14 protein-coding genes and 1 pseudogene are annotated in these 17,824 nt (G+C 72.5%); 4 read left to right on the top strand and 11 right to left on the bottom strand.

Features of this window, described 5'->3' with window-relative positions:
* Positions 1 to 55 precede the first annotated feature (55 nt).
* The gene (locus ACIHAR_RS00710) at positions 56 to 1,555 is read right to left on the bottom strand and encodes a hypothetical protein (protein ID WP_400015613.1); all 1,500 of its coding nucleotides are present in this window, start codon (positions 1,553 to 1,555) and stop codon (positions 56 to 58) included.
* A gap of 233 nt (positions 1,556 to 1,788) precedes the next feature.
* Here ACIHAR_RS00710 and ACIHAR_RS00705 point away from each other — a divergent pair, with 233 nt between their 5' ends.
* Positions 1,789 to 2,928 (top strand): aminoglycoside phosphotransferase family protein, encoded by a 1,140-nt coding sequence (locus ACIHAR_RS00705; RefSeq protein WP_365456491.1) that lies wholly within the window; start codon positions 1,789 to 1,791, stop codon positions 2,926 to 2,928.
* A 132-nt stretch (positions 2,929 to 3,060) separates the two neighbouring features.
* On the opposite strand, the gene ACIHAR_RS00700 is transcribed toward ACIHAR_RS00705, so the two are convergent.
* Positions 3,061 to 3,882: a sigma factor-like helix-turn-helix DNA-binding protein gene (locus ACIHAR_RS00700; protein ID WP_400015610.1), complete on the bottom strand. Its 822-nt coding sequence runs from the start codon at positions 3,880 to 3,882 to the stop codon at positions 3,061 to 3,063.
* A gap of 511 nt (positions 3,883 to 4,393) precedes the next feature.
* Here ACIHAR_RS00700 and ACIHAR_RS00695 point away from each other — a divergent pair.
* Positions 4,394 to 6,358: an N-acetylmuramoyl-L-alanine amidase gene (locus tag ACIHAR_RS00695; RefSeq protein ID WP_400015608.1), complete on the top strand. Its 1,965-nt coding sequence runs from the start codon at positions 4,394 to 4,396 to the stop codon at positions 6,356 to 6,358.
* Between the two features lie 34 nt (positions 6,359 to 6,392).
* Here the strand turns inward: ACIHAR_RS00695 and ACIHAR_RS00690 are convergent, their stop codons facing one another.
* The 8 genes from ACIHAR_RS00690 to ACIHAR_RS00655 all read right to left on the bottom strand — a co-directional run bounded on the left by ACIHAR_RS00690 (position 6,393) and on the right by ACIHAR_RS00655 (position 13,386).
* Positions 6,393 to 6,890 (bottom strand): hypothetical protein, encoded by a 498-nt coding sequence (locus tag ACIHAR_RS00690; protein WP_365456503.1) that lies wholly within the window; start codon positions 6,888 to 6,890, stop codon positions 6,393 to 6,395.
* Positions 6,891 to 7,252: 362 nt separating this feature from the next.
* Positions 7,253 to 7,852 (bottom strand): CGNR zinc finger domain-containing protein, encoded by a 600-nt coding sequence (locus ACIHAR_RS00685; RefSeq protein WP_400015606.1) that lies wholly within the window; start codon positions 7,850 to 7,852, stop codon positions 7,253 to 7,255.
* A 40-nt stretch (positions 7,853 to 7,892) separates the two neighbouring features.
* A complete protein-coding gene (locus ACIHAR_RS00680) occupies positions 7,893 to 8,792 on the bottom strand; it encodes a universal stress protein (RefSeq protein WP_365456509.1) in 900 nt (299 codons plus the stop codon).
* 146 nt (positions 8,793 to 8,938) lie between these two features.
* The gene (locus ACIHAR_RS00675; RefSeq protein WP_365456512.1) at positions 8,939 to 9,181 is read right to left on the bottom strand and encodes a DUF397 domain-containing protein; all 243 of its coding nucleotides are present in this window, start codon (positions 9,179 to 9,181) and stop codon (positions 8,939 to 8,941) included.
* 83 nt (positions 9,182 to 9,264) lie between these two features.
* Entirely contained in the window at positions 9,265 to 10,431 is a 1,167-nt protein-coding gene (locus ACIHAR_RS00670) for a thiolase domain-containing protein (RefSeq protein WP_365456515.1), read from the bottom strand.
* Positions 10,428 to 11,495: a thiolase domain-containing protein gene (locus tag ACIHAR_RS00665; RefSeq protein WP_388749394.1), complete on the bottom strand. Its 1,068-nt coding sequence runs from the start codon at positions 11,493 to 11,495 to the stop codon at positions 10,428 to 10,430. Before ACIHAR_RS00665 ends, ACIHAR_RS00670 begins: the two co-directional genes overlap by 4 nt.
* The gene (locus tag ACIHAR_RS00660; RefSeq protein WP_400015603.1) at positions 11,492 to 12,433 is read right to left on the bottom strand and encodes a Zn-ribbon domain-containing OB-fold protein; all 942 of its coding nucleotides are present in this window, start codon (positions 12,431 to 12,433) and stop codon (positions 11,492 to 11,494) included. The genes ACIHAR_RS00665 and ACIHAR_RS00660 overlap by 4 nt, the downstream gene beginning before the upstream one ends.
* A 152-nt stretch (positions 12,434 to 12,585) precedes the next feature.
* The gene (locus ACIHAR_RS00655; protein ID WP_400016307.1) at positions 12,586 to 13,386 is read right to left on the bottom strand and encodes a crotonase/enoyl-CoA hydratase family protein; all 801 of its coding nucleotides are present in this window, start codon (positions 13,384 to 13,386) and stop codon (positions 12,586 to 12,588) included.
* A gap of 185 nt (positions 13,387 to 13,571) precedes the next feature.
* Between ACIHAR_RS00655 and ACIHAR_RS00650 the strand changes: the two genes are divergently transcribed.
* On the top strand, positions 13,572 to 15,197 hold the full coding sequence (locus ACIHAR_RS00650) for an acyl-CoA synthetase (RefSeq protein WP_400015601.1): 1,626 nt from the start codon (positions 13,572 to 13,574) through the stop codon (positions 15,195 to 15,197).
* A gap of 226 nt (positions 15,198 to 15,423) precedes the next feature.
* Here the strand turns inward: ACIHAR_RS00650 and ACIHAR_RS00645 are convergent.
* Positions 15,424 to 16,266 (bottom strand): annotated as a pseudogene (locus tag ACIHAR_RS00645) (alpha/beta fold hydrolase); the annotation flags it as partial.
* Between the two features lie 169 nt (positions 16,267 to 16,435).
* Here ACIHAR_RS00645 and paaK point away from each other — a divergent pair.
* The gene (paaK, locus tag ACIHAR_RS00640; RefSeq protein WP_400015599.1) at positions 16,436 to 17,728 is read left to right on the top strand and encodes a phenylacetate--CoA ligase PaaK; all 1,293 of its coding nucleotides are present in this window, start codon (positions 16,436 to 16,438) and stop codon (positions 17,726 to 17,728) included.
* The last annotated feature ends 96 nt before the right edge of the window (positions 17,729 to 17,824 follow it).

Here is a 17,824-nt window from a genome sequence, read left to right as displayed (position 1 = left end):
GTGAGAGACGGGGACCGCGGCACCGGCCCCTACCGCATCATGGACGTCACCGCATCTACGCATCAGCGGCGTTGCCGCTCCGTCCTCCCCTCGGCTTCGGCAGCGCCTGCCGGATCTCCTCGCGCAGTTCGCTGATCCTCGGGTAGTTGGCGTACTCCGCGGTGAGCCGGTACATCTGACGCAGCCGGTCCCAGGTGCGACGGGAGGAGTTCGACCCCATCGACATCAGGGCGAGACGGGCGTACCGGTCCGCCTGTTCGGGATCGTCCGCGATGAAACAGGCCGACGCCATCGACAGGTGGTCGAAGATCTTCGACCGCTCCCGCCCGTCGATCCGCAGCGCGAGCGCCTTCTCCGCGTAGTGCTGGGCGTGCACGGCCGCCCCGGGCTCGAACTCGGCCAGGGTGCGGTAGGCCAGGGCCTGCATGCCGTACAGGTCCTCGTCCTTGAAGGTCTGCATCCAGGACGGCGGTTCCACGTCGCTCTTGTCGGAGACGAACAGGTCCTCCGCCCGGCCGAGGGTGCGGCGCATGGCCTGGCCCTTGCCCATGGACGCCTGTGCCCACGCCTCGATGGTGTGGAACATCGCCCGGGTCCGCGGCAGCACCTCGTCACCGGAGCCGGACTGGGCGAGCTTCATCAGGTCCAGGGCGTCGTCGGGCCGGCCGAGGTGGACCATCTGCCGGGCCGCCCGGGACAGCGCCTCACCGGCCCGGGGTCGGTCACCGCCCTCACGCGCGGCATGGGCGGCGATGACGAAGTACTTCTGGGCCGTGGGCTCCAGACCGACGTCGTGCGACATCCAGCCCGCGAGGACGGCGAGGTTGGCGGCGACGCCCCACAGGCGCCGCTGGAGATGGGGAGGGTGACGGTAGGCGAGCATGCCGCCCACCTCGTTGAGCTGGCCCACCACGGCCTTGCGCTGGAGCCCGCCGCCACGGGCGGCGTCCCAGGCCCGGAACACCTCGACCGAGCGCTCCAGTTCATCGACCTCCTCCGTCCCGATGGGGGCGGCCTCGTAACGGTCGAACCCGGCGGAGTCGGCGTGCAGAAGCGGTTGGTCGACGAAGGGAGCGTCGGCGGAGAGGGTGGGGTCGGAGTGCAGCCAGTCGTACATGGCGCTGCTGAGTGCTGATCCCGCGGCGAGCGCGGCACCCGCGCCCACCAAGCCGCGTCGGTTGAGCATGAGGTCCATTCCCGTGAATTCGGTGAGGACCGCGGCGGTCCGTTCGGGCGCCCACGGCACGCCGTCGGGATGTTCCGCGCTCCCGCCGCCCTGCCGTTTCCCCGTACGCCCGTGCCGTACCAGACCGAGGTCCTCGATGGTCACGACACGGCCGAGTCGCTCGGTGAACAGAGCCGCCAGCACCCGCGGCACCGGATCGCGCGGGATCTCTCCCATGTCGATCCACCGCCGCACCCGGGAGGTGTCCGTCGCCAGCTGGGGGTGGCCCATGGCCGCCGCCTGCCGGTTGACCAGCCTCGCGAGTTCGCCCTTGGACCAGCCGGCCAGGCCGAACAGGTCCGCGAGCCGGGTGTTGGGTTGTCCGCTCACGTAAGCCCCCAGGTTCTCGGCTGAGTTGACAGTAGCCCGGTGAAAGTTGCCGAGGGACTATTCGCCAGGGTTTCGCCAGGGTCCGCCAGATGGTGTGCCAGTGGGCCTTGGGTGTCAGGTAGGAACGCGCCACCCCGACCCGGTCGCCGAGGGACATTCCCCAGGGTGTACCCGTAAGGGCCGGTCGGGGCAGCGTTTTTGACGTCCGGCACACGAAGGGATCTGTTTCGCCCATGTACGCAGCATCGTCCTCCGTGTCCGCCCCGCCCCGGTCGCTGCACCCTCGCCCGGGCGGCGGCGGCCCCTACCTCGACCCCGCGCGGTCGGCGGCTCCCGTGCTCGGCACGGGCCGTGGCCGGCGTCCCGCGGGCGTCGGCACGCAACCGCTCAGCGGGAGACTCGACTTGTCCGGCCCCCAGGGCGCCCAGCTGCGCACGGCGATCGCCTCGGTGCACCGGATCTGCCCGGAGTTCGCTCCGGTTCAGGTGCTGCGCCGCAGCGGACGCTCCGTGCTCCTGGTCGGTACGACAGGACGCAGCACGGCCGTCGCGAAGTGTTTACTGGACCACTCCCCCGTGTGGGCCGAGCGGATCCGCCACGAGATAGCGGCATACCGCACGTTCGTCCGGCACCGCCCTCCGGTGCGCGTGCCGAGACTGATCGCGGCGGACCCGGACAACTGCACACTCGTCGTCGAACGGATGCCGGGACGGGCCGCGGCCCTTCAGCGCCACCCGGCGGAGGCGCCGCCGCGCGCGGACATCCGGGCGGCGCTCGGCGCGCTCTGCCGGCTCAACGCCTGGCGGCCGCCGGCCGGCACCTTCGACGCGCCGCTGGACTACGCGGCACGGATCTCCCGGTACCACGAGCTGGGTCTGCTCACCGACCGGGACCTGGGCGACCTGCAGAAGCTGCTGCACGGCATCGCGACGACCGCGGGCCGCCAGGGCATGGGCCAGTTCTGCCACGGCGACGCCCTCCTGTCCAACATCCTTGTGTCACCGGCCGGTCCAGTGCTGGTGGACTGGGAGCACGCGGGGTGGTACCTGCCGGGCTATGACCTGGCGACGCTGTGGTCGGTGCTCGGGGACGCACCGGTGGCGCGCCGTCAGATCAGCCAGATCGCGCAGTCGGCGGGCCCGGCCTCGCGCGACGCGTTCCTGGTGAACCTGATGCTGGTGCTGACCCGGGAGATCCGTACCTACGAGACGGCCGTGCAGCGTTCGATGCACGAGACGGCTTCGACGGCCTCGGGGACGGCCCACCCGGGTGCCGCCCCGTCCGGCGAGGAACAGCGGCTGCTGCTGCGGCGGCTGCACGACGACTGCCAGATGGCCCGGCGGGCCGTACGGGCGGCGGTCGGCACTCGCTGAGGGAGAAAAGCCCGCGGTGCGCCCGAGCGGCGGCGCACCGCGGGCCTTCGTATGTCCGCCCCACGCGGCACCCGGTCCGCGGTGGCACGCAGCGCTGCCGTGCCCCTCGGTCGGCCGTGCGCGGGGAGACGGTCAGCGGGAGGTGAGGGGGGTTTCGGACTCGACGCGGGTGAGCTTTTCGGGGTTGCGGACGTAGTAGAGACTCGTGACGCGGGCGTTCTCCACGCGGAAGGCCAGCACGCCGTCGATCACGCCGTCCACGCGCAGGATGAGTCCGGGGTTGCCGTTGACCGTCGTGGGCTCACTGGTGAAGGTGCCGCCGGCCTTTTCGACACTGCCGGCCATGTAACGGAGCACCTTGTCGGCGCCGACGACCGGCCGCTGGGCCGCCAGCTTGAGGCCGCCGCCGTCGCTGACGAAGACAACGTCCGGGGCGAGTACGTCGAGGAGCCCGTGCAGGTCCCCGGTTTCGAGCGCGGACTGGAACGAAAGCAACGCTGCCCGGGTTTCTTCCGGAGAGACCGATGTACGCGGCCGGCGGGCGTCGACGTGTTGGCGGGCGCGGTAGGCGATCTGGCGTGTGGCGGCGGGGCTCTTGTCGATTGCGGCCGCGATGTCCTCGTAGCCGATGTCGAAGACCTCACGCAGCACGAAGACGGCGCGTTCGGTCGGTGAGAGGGTCTCGAGGATGAACATGAGTGCCAGCGACAGGTTCTCGGACAGTTCGACGTCCTCGGCCACGTCCGGCGCGGTGAGCAGGGGCTCGGGCAGCCAGGGGCCGACGTAGGCCTCCTTGCGCCGTGTGAGGGTGCGTAGCCGGTTGAGTGCTTGCCGGGTCGTGATCCGTACCAGGTAGGCGCGCTGGTCCTGCACCTGCTCCAGGTCGACCTCGACCCACCGCAGCTGCCAGGACCACCGCAACCGCCGCCACCCCCCATGCAGTGGACGCGGCATCAAGACACCAGCCACCCCTCTGCCGTAACAGCCCGCGGATGAGACGTGGCGCACACCGGACACAACGGAACGCTCAGCCGGGAACGCGCGGCGAACGAGCGCGGCTTCGCCGACCTGAAAAACTGGCGCGTACTCACCAACCTCGCCTGGACGCGAAGCAGGCCACCGTCCTCCTGCGTGCCCTCCTCGTCCTGACGAACGCGGGGCGAGCCGCTGACTCGACGCGGCAGACGATCACCCCGGCACGCTCAGTCCGACGACCAGCACGAGCACCCCACCCCCGCTCACACCAGCCCCACTGACCAGCACATTTCAAGGTGGCAACGTCTCAATGGTGCGCCACGGACGCCCCCGCAGGTCCGGGCCTCCGTTGACGCAACGCGCCGGACCCCCGCCGACAGGGGAAATCACCATAAGCTCGGCATTATTGACGGGTCATCGGCAAGCGGGTACCACTGCCTCACGCCCGGCCCCGCACGCCCCGCCCCCCTCGTTCTCCCAGGAGGCCGCATTGCGAGGATCCGTCACCCACCCCGGTTCGCTCCCCGGTCGTGCGCGCGCCCGAAGAGCCGTAGGCGCCGCGGCGTCGGTGGCCCTGCTGCTGCCGCTGATCGGGGCGACCCCGTCCACCGGCGCGACGAGCGACTCCGCGACCGGGCTCCAGAAGGCGTTCGCCGCCGCGGCCGCCGAATACCGCGTGCCGCAGAGCGTACTGCTGGGCGTTTCCTACCTGCAGTCCCGCTGGGACGCGCACGGCGGGGCGCCGAGCGTGATCGGCGGCTACGGCCCGATGCACCTCACCGACGCCCGCACCGCCCTCACCACCGCGCCGCACCACAGCGAGGGCCTGGAGGACGCCCGCGGCGACGGCGCCCGCGCCCCGCTGCACCCCGAGATGACGCTCCCCGAGGACGCCGAGATCCCGGCCCGCTTCACGACGCTCCTCCAGGCGGCCGAGCTGACCGGCCTGAGCCCCGACCTGCTGCGCACAGACCCCGCGGCCAACGTGATCGGCGGCGCCGCGCTCCTCGCCGCCGCCCAGCGCGATCTGGGCGCCCCGCTGAGCGCCGACCCGGCCGACTGGTACGGCGCGGTGGCCCGCTTCTCGGGCGCCGACGACAGCGCGACGGGCGCCACCTACGCCAACGACGTGTACGAGGTGATCCGCACCGGCGTCGCCCGCACCACGGACGCCGGGCAGCGGATCGACCTGCCCGCGCAGCCGCGCCTGGCGCCCGAGACCGCCCAATTGCGGAACGTCGGTCTGCGCCTGGCCTCCGCCGCGGGCACCGAGTGCCCGGCGACCGTCTCCTGCGAGTGGATCCCGGCGCCCTACGAGCAGTTCGGCGACGACGACTACGGCAACCACGACCTGGGCGACCGCCCACAGTCCCAGCCCATCCGGTACATCGTCGTCCACGACACCGAGGGCGGCTGGGAAGGGGTCATCAACCTCGTCCAGGACCCGGCCTACGTGTCCTGGAACTACTCGCTGCGCTCCACCGACGGCCACGTCGCGCAGCACGTGAAGGCGAAGGACGTCGCCTGGCACGCGGGCAACTGGTACGTCAACGCCAGGTCGATCGGCCTGGAGCACGAGGGCTTCCTCGCCCACCCCGACTCCTGGTACACGGAGGCGATGTACCGGTCGTCGGCGCGCCTGGTGTCGTACCTGGCGGCGAAGTACGGCGTCCCGCTGGACCGGCAGCACATCCTGGGCCACGACAACGTGCCGGGCCCGACGACGGCGACCGTCGGGGGCATGCACACGGACCCCGGCCCGTACTGGGACTGGCGGCACTACTTCGAGCTGCTCGGCCGGCCCTTCCAGGCCACGGCCGACCCGAACGGCTCCCTGGTGACGATCCTGCCGGACTACAAGGCCAACCAACCGGTGTACACGGGCTGTGTGGCCAAGGGAGAGCCGTGCGCGGCGCACGGCTCCAGCGCGGTGCGGCTGTACTCCGACCACTCCGAGACCTCCGCCCTGATCAAGGACGTCGGTCTGGGGACGGCGCCGAGCACGGGCGTGAACGACATCTCCTCGCGGGTGTCCACCGGTCAGCAGTACGCGGTCGCCGACCGGTGGGGCGACTGGACGGCGATCTGGTACCTGGGCCAGAAGGCCTGGTTCCGCAACCCGGCGAAGAAGCCGACGGCCGTGCCGGCGTCCGGCCTGGTGGTCACCCCGAAGAACGGGGTGGACAGTGTCCCGCTCTACGGAAGGGCCTACCCGGAGGCGTCGGCCTACCCGGAGGGAGTCCCGGCGCAGGCGGTGTCACCGCTGCCGTACCGGATGCCGAAGGGCCAGAAGTACGTCGTCGGTGACAAGGTGCCGGGCGAGTACTACTACGCGGTCACCTTCGACACGGGCGGACACCGGGTCGTGGTCGGCAAGGACCTGTATTACCAGATCCAGTACGGCCACCGGGTGGCGTTCGTCCGGGCGGCGGACGTACGCCCGTCCGCCGCGTAGAAACGCCGGCCCGGCCCACCGGGCGGGCCGCCGGTCAGCCCTGCTGGAAAAGCTCCGCCGGGAGCGGCTTCAGCAGGGCGTACAGGTCGTCCGTGATGGGGCGGTCCCAGGCGGCGATGGTCACCAGGACGTTGTCGCTGCGGTCGAACTGCACGCAGGAGATGCGGCTCTCGGAGAGCTTGAGGCGGCGCACGATCAGGAGGTTGTCGCCCTGCATCACCGGCAGGTCCTCGGTGCCGACGACGGTCACCTCCTCGTCGTTCTCCAGTGCGAGCAGCAGCTGGGCGACCTCGAAGGGCACCTGGCCCTCTTCGACCTCGCGGGCCGGGGAGCCCTCCGGGAGATTGCCGATGATCATCGCGGGGCCGCGGCCGCCGAAGAGGTCGTAGCGCAGGAAGACGCCCTGGCAGGTGCCGTCGGGGGCGGGCAGCAGGCCGGCGCCGAGGTTGCCGGGCCAATCGCCCGGATCCATGGCCAGAACGTCGAAATCGGGCCCGGCGGGCGTGGCGCTGCGGCGGCGGAGGAACGACATGCGGCCATGGTACGTGCACCGGGGCCGCGGGCGTCGGCCGGGAGGCCGCCTGTTCCCGGTGATTCGGCGGCTCTCCCCAGGGGGCTCATCGGGCCGCTGCGAAGGACGGCGGTTCCGGCGGTTCCACGCCGATCGTCGCCTCCCGGAAGTCCGGGACGGCGGGGAGCCGACGCGGGAGCCCGGCGGTCCCGGCCCCTCCGTCTCCCCGGCCGAAACGGGCGTTCCGCATGTCCTTTCGGCAGGCGGAGTCGCCCCTCGGCCGCTCGCGCGTCGGGACCGCGCCTGCCGCCTCTGCCCGATCGGTGCAGGCCTATCAGCCCGATCGGTGCGGGCCCCTCTGCCCTATCGGGGCGGGCCCGGCGCTACGAGGACTGCTTGTGGCGTTCGTGGTGGCGGGCCACGCGGGCGCGGTTCCCGCAGGACGGCTTGCACCACTCCTGGCGCGGGTGGTCCTTGAGGAAGTAGCGGACACAGCGGGGGGCGTGGCAGGCGCGCAGTCGGTGCAGGTCGGGGCCGGCCAGGAAGGCGATCACGGCCTGTGCGAGGGCGGCCGTGAGATCAGCGCCGTCCTGGGCGGGCCGCCGGTCGACGACGGGGCCCGCGTCCTCGGCCCAGCGCAGCACGGGGACGGTGGGGGTGCGGGCGGCGGCCGCGTTGAGGCGTTGCAGGGCCTCCGGTACGGGGAGCAGGCGAGTGGCGTCGGCGGGGCTGGGCGCGCCGGGGCGCACGGCGTGCGCGAAGAGGGCGCGGACAGCGGCGCGCAGGTCGCGGACGGCGGCATGGGCGGTCGCGTCGGCTGGGTGCCCGGCGACGTGCGGGAGATCGTCGGCGTGCGCGCGGATCCAGGCGGTGAGGGCGGCGGGGTCGGCCAGGTCGTCGGCGATCCCGCCGCGGCCGTCGTGCCGGATGGTCAGGGCCAGGTCGAGGGCCAGGCGGGTGTCGCGGGAGGTCGAGTCCTGCATGCCCTAATGATAGGTCGGCAGGCATCCATTAGCATCCGGGTCATTCCTCCCCGGACTTCGGCGGCACCACCGCCACCGGGCTCGCCGCGTGCAGCAGGACGGCCTGGGTGACGGAGCCCAGCATGCGGGCGGGGGCCAGCAGTCGGCGCCGATGGCGGCCCACGACGACCAGGTCGGCGTCCTTCGAGGCCTCGACGAGCCGGCCGGCCGCGTCGCCGGGGGCCGGGTGGATCTCGGCGCGGACGCCGGGATGGCGCTCGCGGTGCGGGGCGAGGAAGCCCTCCGCGAGGGTGCGCGTCTCGTGCTCGACGACCTCCTGGTCGACGGGCGGAGCGATCAGGTCACCGGGCGCCGCCCACGTCTGGACGGGCCAGGGATAGGCGGCGACCACCTGGACGCGGGCACCGCGCAGGCCGGCCTCGGTGAAGGCGAAGTCGAGGGCGGCGTCGTCAGGGCCGTCCACCTTGAGGCCCACCACCACGCGGGGACCGGGCTCGGGCTGCGGGCCCTCGACCTCGCGGCCGGGTCGGGGGACGACCACGACCGGGCACTCGGCGTCGCGTGCCGTGGCCAGGCTGTTGGAGCCGAGCAGCAGGCTGGCGAAGCCACCGCGGCCCCGGGAGCCGAGGACGAGCAGTTCGGCCTCGGCTCCCAGTTCGGGCAGGAGGGCACCCGCCGCGCCGTCCAGGCCGACGTACTCCAGGTCCAGACCCTCAGCACGCCCGGCCAGCCGGGCGCGGGCGTCGTCGAGCACCGGGTCCTGGTCCGGGGGCGGTGGCAGGACGACGGGCCCACCTGGCTGGGTCCAGACCGCGTACTGGCGTACGTGCGCCACGCGGAGGGGAGCCCCGCGCCGGCGGGCGGCGTCCAGGGCCCAGTCGAGGGCGCGCCGGCTGTCTTCGGAACCGTCGACCGCCGCGACGACCGGCAGGGTGCTCATGGTCCTCACCTCCGGGATACGACCTTCGTCCTGCTGGGCCCAGCCTGGCCGAGGTGTCGGCCCGGGCCGGGTCCCAGAGGTCGCGTGTCCGGAAAACGAGAGGAAACACCGCCGGTTCGGGCGTTTCGCGGAGGCCTCCGGCCGGGTCAGGTCAGGTCGAACTCCCCCTCCCGCGCGCCGGACACGAAGGCGCCCCATTCCGCGGGCGTGAAGATCAGGGAAGGGCTCTCGGGGCGGCCGCTGTTGCGCATCGCGATGAACCCCTCGACGAAGGCGATCTGGACATCCCCCAGGCCCCTGCTGCTGGACTGCCAATCGGCCTTGCTGAGGTCCAGCTCCGGCTTGTCCCAGCCCGCGAACGGCTGCTGCTGGATGGTGCTCTCGGCCACGTCCGTGCTCCTCCCGGTTCGTCGTCCGCGGGCAAGCCTAGCGATCGGTCACGGACGCGGACAGAGCACATGAGTAGGACCTTTCAGGAGTCCGGAGGCCGTGCGCCCACGAGCCACATGGAGAAGAACTGCGAGCCGCCGCCGTAGGCGTGCCCAAGGACCTTCCGGGCCCCGTCCACCTGGTGTTCCCCCGCCTGGCCGCGCACCTGGAGCGCCGCCTCGGCGAAGCGGATCATGCCGGAGGCGCCGATGGGATTGGTGGACAGGACACCGCCCGACATGTCGACGGGCAGGTCACCGCCGAGTTCGGTCGCACCGGACTCGGTGAGCTTCCAGCCCTCGCCCTCGGCGGCGAAGCCGAGGTTCTCCAGCCACATGGGCTCGTACCAGGAGAACGGCACGTACATCTCGACGGCGTCGATGTCCCGGCGCGGGTCGGAGATCCCCGCCTGCCGGTACACGTCGGCCGCGCAGTCCCTGCCGGCCCGCGGCGACACGAAGTCCTTCCCGGCGAACAGGGTCGGTTCGCTGCGCATCGCGCCGCCGAGCATCCAGGCGGGCGGACGGGGGGAACGGGCCGCGCCCGCACGGTCGGTGAGGACCATGGCGCAGGCGCCGTCGGAGGAGGGGCAGGTCTCGGAGTAGCGGATCGGGTCCCAGAGCATGGGCGAGGCCTGCACCTTCTCCAGGGTGACGTCGTGCTCGTGGAGATGGGCGTAGGGGTTCTTGAGGGCGTTGCGGCGGTCCTTGTACGCGACGAGCGATCCGATGGTGTCGGGTGCGCCGCTGCGCCGCATGTACGCGCGTACGTGCGGTGCGAAGAAGCCGCCGGCGCCGGCCAGCAGGGGCTGCTGGAAGGGGATCGGCAGGGACAGGCCCCACATGGCGTTGGACTCGGACTGCTTCTCGAAGGCGAGCGTCAGGACCGTGGCGTGGACGCGGGAGGCGACGAGGCCCGCGGCGACGAGGGCGGTGGATCCGCCGACGGAGCCCGCCGTGTGCACGCGCAGCATGGGTTTGCCGACCGCGCCGAGGGCGTCGGCGAGGTACAGCTCGGGCATCATGACGCCCTCGAAGAAGTCGGGCGCCTTGCCGATGACGACGGCGTCGACGTCGGCCCACGTCAACTCGGCGTCGTCGAGCGCGCGACGGGCGGCCTCGCGGACGAGTCCGGCGATCGACACGTCCCGCCGGGCGGCGACGTGCTTGGTCTGGCCGATCCCGACGACGGCCACGGGCTCCTTGCTCATCGCGGATCCCCTTCGAGTACGGCGACCAGGTTCTGCTGCAGGCACGGGCCGGACGTGGCGTGGGCGAGGGCGCGGTCGGACTCGCCCCGGTGGACGCGGGCGGCGGCCTCGCCGATGCGGACGAGTCCGGCGGCCATCATCGGGTTGGCGGCGAGGGCCCCGCCGGACGGGTTGACCCGCACGTCGTCGCCGAGCCGGAGGGCCTTGCGCAGGACGACCTCCTGCGCGGTGAACGGAGCGTGCAACTCGGCGGTGTCCACTGGCCGTTCGAAGGCGCCGGCGCGCTCGGCGGCGAGGCGGGTCGAGGGCGAGTCGGTCAGGTCGCGCACACCGAGGCCGTGCGCCTCGATGCGGTGGTCGACGCCCCTGATCCAGGCGGGGCGTCCGCACAGCTCACGGGCCCGGTCCCCGGCGGCGAGGATCACCGCGGCGGCTCCGTCGCCGATGGGCGGGCAGTCGCCGGTGCGCAGCGGCCGTACGACGTAGGGGCCCTGCGCTGTCGGGCCCCGAAGCTGGGCGTGGGGGTTGGCGGCCGCCGCCGTTCTGCTGCGGGCGGCGATCGCGGCGAGGGCCGGCTCGTCGGTGTCGCCGGCGTCGATGAGGGCCTGGGCCTGGAGGGCGGCGAGGGCGACGGAGTCCGGCCACAGGGGCGCCACGTAGTAGGGGTCCAGTTGGCGGGTGAGGACGTCGCGGACGGAGCCGGGTGAGGACTTGCCGTACGAGTAGACGAGCGCGGTGTCGGCGTCGCCGGTGAGCAGCTTGGTCCAGGCCTCGTAGAGGGCCCAGGCGCCGTCGGTCTCGACGTGGGACTCGGAGATCGGCGGCCAGGCGCCGACGCCGTCGAGGGCGAGGGTGAAGGAGAAGGCGCGGCCGGCGAGGTAGTCGCTGGAACCGGAGCAGGTGAAGTCGATGTCGGCGGTCCTCAGGCCGGTCTGCGCCAGGACGTCGTGCAGCACCGGCATGAGCATCTCGACCTCGGAGAGCTCGTCGGTGGTGCGCAGGACGTCGGTCTGCGCGAAGGCCACGACGGCGATGTCCCGGAAACCCGGTGCCTGGCGCGTCACAGCAGCTCCTTGTAGGTGTCGTAGTCCGCGTCGGGTTCTCCGGTCGGCCGGTAGTGGTCCGGGTGGCGGGCGCCCTCGGTCCAGACGGGCTCGACCCGCAGGCCCATCCGTACCTGGTCGTAGGGGATGCCGCCGATGCGTCCGTGCAGGGCGAGGTCGGCTCCGTCGAGGGCGATGTGGGCGTAGACGTAGGGGACGTCGATGTCGAGGTTCTTCGCCTTGATGTTGACGATGCAGAAGGTGGTGACGGTGCCGCGCGGGCCGACCTCGACCTGTTCGGCGGTCGCGACACCGCAGGTGGGGCAGGCGCCGCGGGGCGGGACGTACACCTTGCGGCAGGACGGGCAGCGCTCGCCGACCGTGCGCTGCCGGGAGAGCTCGGTGATGTACGCGGACTGGGCGCGGCCCGGCGAGTAGGTGTAGTCGAGGCGGGCATGGGCGACGATGCCGGTCACCTCGTCCTCGAACCGGCCCGAGTGCCCGGTGGGTTGCCCGGCCACGCCGTCGTGGGGCTCGAAGCAGGCGATGTCGGTGATGGCGCCGGTGCGTTCCTCGGACCAGCGGACGCGGACGCGCATGCCGGTGTGCACGGCTTCGGGGCCGGGGACGTCGAGGGCGTGCAGGAGGGCGGTGTCGGCGCCGTCGAGGCGGACCAGGGCCCAGGCGAACGGGGTGGCGAGGGGCTGACCGCGCCGGGGGGCGTGGTTCCAGGCCCAGGTGGTGACCGTGCCGGTGGGGGCGACTTCGACGAGGTCGTGGATCTCCTCGGCGGTCGTGGGGTCGTACTCGACGGGCGGGACGAGGGTGCGGCCGTCGGTGGTGCGCACGCCGAGGACGACGCGTTCGCGCAGGCCGGTCAGGAAGGCGCTCTGTACGGGGCCGAGGGAGCGGGTGAAGGGGAACTCGACGACGAGGGGGGCTTTGAGGACTTCGGGCATCGAGGCTGCCTCCTTGGGAGGTCGGCGGTGTGGGCGTGCCCCGGGGAGGGCGCCGGGGCTGTGACACCTGCGGCTCGGCCGCGCGGGTGCGGCCGAGCCCATGGCGGCCCGCGGCCCCTCGCACGGCGTCTGCCGGCCGGCCCGGCGGAGCGTCACGCGCGTCGGTAGACGGGCGGCCGCTTCTCGGTGAAGGCGCGGGCGCCTTCCTTGGCGTCGGCCGTGTCGAAGACGGGCCACCCGCGGGCGAGTTCGGCGGCGAGTCCCTCGGTCTCGGTCATGTCGGCGGTCTCGTAGACCGACGCCTTGACGGCCTCGACGGCCAGCGGACCGCAGGCGTTGACGCGTTCGGCGATCTCCAGGGCCTTCTCCCGTGCGGTGCCGTCGGGGACGACGTGTCCGATCAGCCCGATGCCGGCGGCCTCGGGCGCGCTGTACGGCCGTCCGGTGAGCAGCATCTCCAGGGCGTGGGTGCGCGGGATCTGGCGTTGCAGGCGGACCGTGGAGCCGCCGATCGGGAAGAGGCCGCGCCGGACCTCGAAGAGGCCGAAGGTGGCGGACTCGCCCGCGACGCGGATGTCGGTCCCCTGGAGGATCTCGGTGCCGCCCGCCACGCAGTGCCCCTCGACGGCGGCGATCACGGGCTTGCGGGGGCGGTGGTGGCGCAGCATGGCCTTCCAGTGCAGGTCGGGGTCGGCCTTGAGGCGGTCGCGGTACTGCTCTCCCTCCATGCCCTGGCCGGCGAGGGCCTTCAGGTCCATGCCCGCGCAGAAGGAGCCGCCCGCTCCGGTGAGGACGATCGAGCGGACCGAGTCGTCCTCGTCGGCCTCCGTCCAGCCGTCGTACAGGCCGACGAGCATCGCGAGCGAGAGCGCGTTCTTGGCCTCCGGCCTGTTGAGCGTGAGCACGAGTGTGGCGCCTTCGCGCTGCACGGTGAGGTGTTCCGTACCGCCCACGGCCGTCTCCCGTCTGCCTGCCACGTCCAGAACGAGAACAGGTTGCAGGAGGCGGGGAGGCACTTCAAGGGTTTTCTGACAGACAGTCAGATTTTCTGGTGCGGGCCCTTCACACTTGGTGCGCCCTTTGCTCTGATGACCGGCGAACCGTCAGCAGCCAGGCCCGCCCGAGGTCAGGAGGATCGGTGGAGTACAACCTTGCCGACCTGTTCGAGTCGGTCGTCGACGTGGTGCCGGACCGCGAGGCGCTCGTGTACGTCGACCATCCGGGCACGGGCGCGGAGCGGCGGCTGACCTACGCGCAGCTGGACGCGGCGGCCAACCGCATCGGTCACCACCTCCTGGACAGCGGTGTCCGTCCGGGCGAGCACGTCGGACTCCACCTCTACAACGGAGTCGAGTACCTCCAGACGGTGCTCGGCTGCCTGAAGGCCCGCATCGTGCCGGTGAACGTCAACTACCGTTACGTTCAGGAGGAGTTGGCCTACCTCTACCGGGACGCCGATCTGGTCGCGCTGGTCTTCGACGCGGAGTTCACCGACCGGGTGGCGGGTGCGCTGCCGCAGGCGCCGATGCTGCGGCACCTGATCCGGGTGGGCCCGGAGGCCGAGGGAGCCGCCGCCACGGCCCTGACGGCGGTGCCGTACGCGGAGGCGGAGGCGGGCGGCTCGCCGGAGCGCGGGTTCCCGGCGCGCTCGGGCGACGACCAGTTCATCATCTACACCGGCGGCACGACCGGACTGCCCAAGGGCGTGATGTGGCGCCAGGAGGACCTGTTCTTCGCCGGGCTGGGCGGCGGCGCGCCGACCGGGGAGCCGGTGAAGAAGCCGGAGGAACTCGCGGAGCGGGTGGCGGCGGGCGGATCGGGCATCACCTTCTTCCCCACTCCCCCGCTGATGCACGGCACCTCCACCCTGACGGCGTTCATCGGCTTCCACTTCGGCCAGCGGGTCGTGATCCACCGCAAGTTCGTGCCCGAGGAGGTGCTGCGGACGACCGAGAAGGAGAAGGTCACCAGCATCTCCCTGGTGGGTGACGCGATGCTGCGGCCGCTGGTCGACGCGCTGGAGGGCCCGATGAGGGGCACGGACTGCTCGTCCGTCTTCAGCGTCTCCTCGTCGGGGGCGATCATGTCGGACACGGTCCGCCGGCAGTTCCAGGCCCTGCTGCCCCACGCGATGCTGCTGAACAACTTCGGTTCCTCGGAGTCCGGCTTCAACGGCACGGCGACGGATGACGCGGGACCCGAGCGCGGCTTCCGCGTCCGGGTCAACTCCCGCACGCAGGTGGTCGATCCGGTGACCCACGAGCCGGTCCGGGCGGGCGAGCCGGGCCGTGTCGCCCAACGCGGCCACGTCCCTCTGGGCTACTACAACGACCCCGTGAAAACGGCCGAGACCTTCTTCGAGAAGGACGGCGAGCGCTGGGTGCTCCTCGGCGACATGGCCACCGTCGACGAGGACGGTGTGGTCGTCGTCCTCGGCCGCGGCTCGCAGTGCATCAACACCGGGGGCGAGAAGGTGTATCCCGAGGAGGTGGAGCAGGCGCTGAAGTCGCATCCGGACGTGTACGACGCCCTGGTGGCCGGCGTGCCGGACCCGACGTGGGGCCATCACGTGGCGGCCGTGGTCCAGCTGCGCGCGGGCGCGCCCCGGCCCTCCCTGGAGGACATCCAGACCCACTGCCGCGGCCGCCTCGCCGGGTACAAGATCCCGCGCCGGCTGGTCGTCACGGACTCCATCCGCCGCTCGCCGAGCGGGAAGGCCGACTACCGGTGGGCGCGGGAGGTGGCGGGGGGCGCGGACCGCTGACCGGTCCCGGCCGCAGGGGACGCGCGCCGGGGCGGCCACGGCCTGCCGCGCGATCCTACTCCGCCGGCGGCCGCGCGGATCCGGTGGCGGTGCCGGTTCCGGTGGCGGTGGCGGTGCCGGTTCCGGTGGCGGTGCCGGTGGCGGTGGCGGTGGCGGTGCCGGTACCGGTGGCGGTGGCGGTGCCGGTTCCGGTGGCGGCTCCCGTGCCGGTGCCGATGTCGGTGCCGTCCAGGAAGGCGACGGTGCGGCGGACGAACCACTTCGGGTCGTCCAGCCAGGGATAGTGGCCGGCGCCGGGCTGGACGACGAACTCCGGGTTCGGAAAGGCGTCTGCCACGACGCGGGCGAGTTCGGGACGGGGTCCGCCGTCCGCCTCGCCGGCGAGGACGAGGACCGGCGCGGTGACCCGGGCGAGGGCGGGCCGCAGGGCGGGCGGGTCGTAGGCGCCCGGCTCGTGGAAGCGCTCCTCCGCCTCGAGGTCGGCCCCCTCCTCCATGGCGGCCGCGTGGGCGCGGGCGGTGTCGTCCCAGCGGCCGTAGAAGAAGCCCCCGAAGGCCGCGAAGTCGTCGTCCTCGAGGTCCCCCGCACCCGTCAGCCACGCCTCGAACGCCGGGAAGACGGCCGGGAACCACGGCTCGTCCTTGCGCAGGAGCGCCGCCTTCAGCCGGTCCTCGGGGGTGGCCGTCCTGCCCAGCGCCCACGGGATGCAGGTCACGAGCACGAGCCGGGCCACGCGCTGCGGGCACCGCGCCGCGTACAGCATCGCCAGGCTGCCGCCGGCCGAGTGCGCGAGCAGGTCCATCCGCTCCAGCCCCAGGTGGACGCGGAGCGCCTCCACGTCGTCCACCTGCCGGTCGCAGCGGTACGTCGCCGGGTCCGCCGGGACCGCGGAGTCGCCGGTGCCGCGCAGGTCCAGGAGGATCAGGCGGCGGTGGGCGGTGAGTCCGCCCAGGTCCCCGAGGTACGAGGAAGCCTTCATGGGCCCGCCGGGCAGGACGACGAGGGGGTCGCCCTCGCCCCGGACGTGGTACGCGAGCTCGGTTCCGTCGGGTGCGGTGAAGGTCGGCATGCGCCGATCCTGGGGGCGGGCCGTGTCCGGGCGCAACGCAGTTCTCGGCGCGCGGAAAGTGCGGGCCGTCCTCTTGCCTCCTGGGCGTGGGTGCGGATCATTGACCCCGAAGGGTTCGACCGAATGATCGGTCGCCCGGATCGCCGTGTTCGCGAGGGAGACGTCCGTGATGGCTGCGAGGGATCTGCTCGACGAGGGCGAGCGGCTCGACCCGGACGCGCTGCGCGCCCTGCAACTGGACCGGCTGCGCAAGTCGTTGCGCCACGCGTACACCCACGTCCCCTTCTACCGCGAGGCCTTCGACAAGGCGGGCGTCCACCCCGACGACTGCCGCGACCTCGCCGATCTGTCCCGCTTCCCCTTCACCACCAAGGCGGATCTGCGGGAGCACTACCCGTTCGGCATGTTCGCCGTGCCCCGTGACCGCATCCGCCGCATCCACGCCTCCAGCGGCACCACCGGACGTCCCACGGTCGTCGGATACACGCACAACGACCTGTCGACGTGGGCGGACATGGTGGCCCGTTCGATCCGGGCGGCGGGCGGCCGGCCCGGCGACACGGTCCATGTGGCGTACGGCTACGGCCTGTTCACCGGCGGCCTCGGCGCCCACTACGGCGCCGAGCGCCTCGGCTGTACGGTGATCCCCGCGTCCGGCGGCATGACTTCGCGCCAGGTCCAGCTGATCCAGGATCTGGAGCCCGGGATCATCATGGTGACGCCCTCCTACATGCTCACCCTGCTCGACGAGTTCGAGCGGCAGGGCGTCGATCCGCGCGGCACCTCACTGCGCGTGGGCGTCTTCGGCGCGGAACCGTGGACGGAGGAGATGCGCCGCGAGATCGAGGAACGGTTCGCGATCGACGCCGTCGACATATACGGGTTGTCGGAGGTGATCGGTCCGGGGGTCGCCCAGGAGTGCGTGGAGACCAAGGACGGGCTCCACATCTGGGAGGACCACTTCTACCCGGAGGTCGTCGACCCGATCACCGGCGAGGTCCTGCCGGAGGGCGAGGAGGGCGAACTGGTCTTCACCTCGCTCACCAAGGAGGCCATGCCGGTCGTCCGGTACCGCACACGGGACCTGACACGCTTGCTGCCCGGCACGGCGCGGGTCTTCCGCCGGATGCGCAAGGTGACCGGCCGCAGCGACGACATGGTCATCCTGCGCGGGGTGAACCTCTTCCCCACGCAGATCGAGGAGATCGTGCTGCGCACCCCGGACGTCGCCCCCCACTTCCAGCTCCGGCTCACCCGCGAGGGCCGCCTCGACGCCCTGACCGTACGGGCGGAGGCCCGCCCCGGCGCGGGCCCGGAGAGCCGGGAGGCGGCCGCACGGGCGATCGCGGCGGCCGTGAAGGACGGCATCGGCGTGTCGGTCGACGTGGAGATCGTCGAACCGGAGTCGCTGGAGCGGTCGGTGGGGAAGATCCGGCGGATCGTGGATCTGCGGCCGCGCTGAGGACGCGGGCCCGGGCCCGGTGAGTGGCCCGTGGCCGGCTCCGTCCCGCGCCGCCCGTCCGGCCCCGTCGCCTTCCGGGCCCGCTGGTCCGAGCGC

Origin of the sequence: Streptomyces sp. NPDC052016 (genome assembly GCF_044548445.1) — a bacterium.
Taxonomy (GTDB): Bacteria; Actinomycetota; Actinomycetes; order Streptomycetales; family Streptomycetaceae; genus Streptomyces.
Note: the sequence above shows the minus strand (reverse complement) of the source record. Positions and strands in the feature narration are given on the sequence as shown.

Excerpts from the sequence above, each read along its gene's own strand:
- ACIHAR_RS00680 (WP_365456509.1), bottom strand. The coding sequence starts at position 8,792 with ATGAGCACCCTGCCGGTCGTCGCGGCGGTCGACGGTTCCGAAGACAGC.
- ACIHAR_RS00660 (WP_400015603.1), bottom strand. The coding sequence starts at position 12,433 with ATGCCCGAAGTCCTCAAAGCCCCCCTCGTCGTCGAGTTCCCCTTCACC.
- ACIHAR_RS00700 (WP_400015610.1), bottom strand. The coding sequence starts at position 3,882 with ATGCCGCGTCCACTGCATGGGGGGTGGCGGCGGTTGCGGTGGTCCTGG.
- ACIHAR_RS00690 (WP_365456503.1), bottom strand. The coding sequence starts at position 6,890 with ATGTCGTTCCTCCGCCGCCGCAGCGCCACGCCCGCCGGGCCCGATTTC.
- paaK (WP_400015599.1), top strand. The coding sequence starts at position 16,436 with ATGGCTGCGAGGGATCTGCTCGACGAGGGCGAGCGGCTCGACCCGGAC.
- ACIHAR_RS00705 (WP_365456491.1), top strand. The coding sequence starts at position 1,789 with ATGTACGCAGCATCGTCCTCCGTGTCCGCCCCGCCCCGGTCGCTGCAC.
- ACIHAR_RS00685 (WP_400015606.1), bottom strand. The coding sequence starts at position 7,852 with ATGCAGGACTCGACCTCCCGCGACACCCGCCTGGCCCTCGACCTGGCC.
- ACIHAR_RS00670 (WP_365456515.1), bottom strand. The coding sequence starts at position 10,431 with ATGAGCAAGGAGCCCGTGGCCGTCGTCGGGATCGGCCAGACCAAGCAC.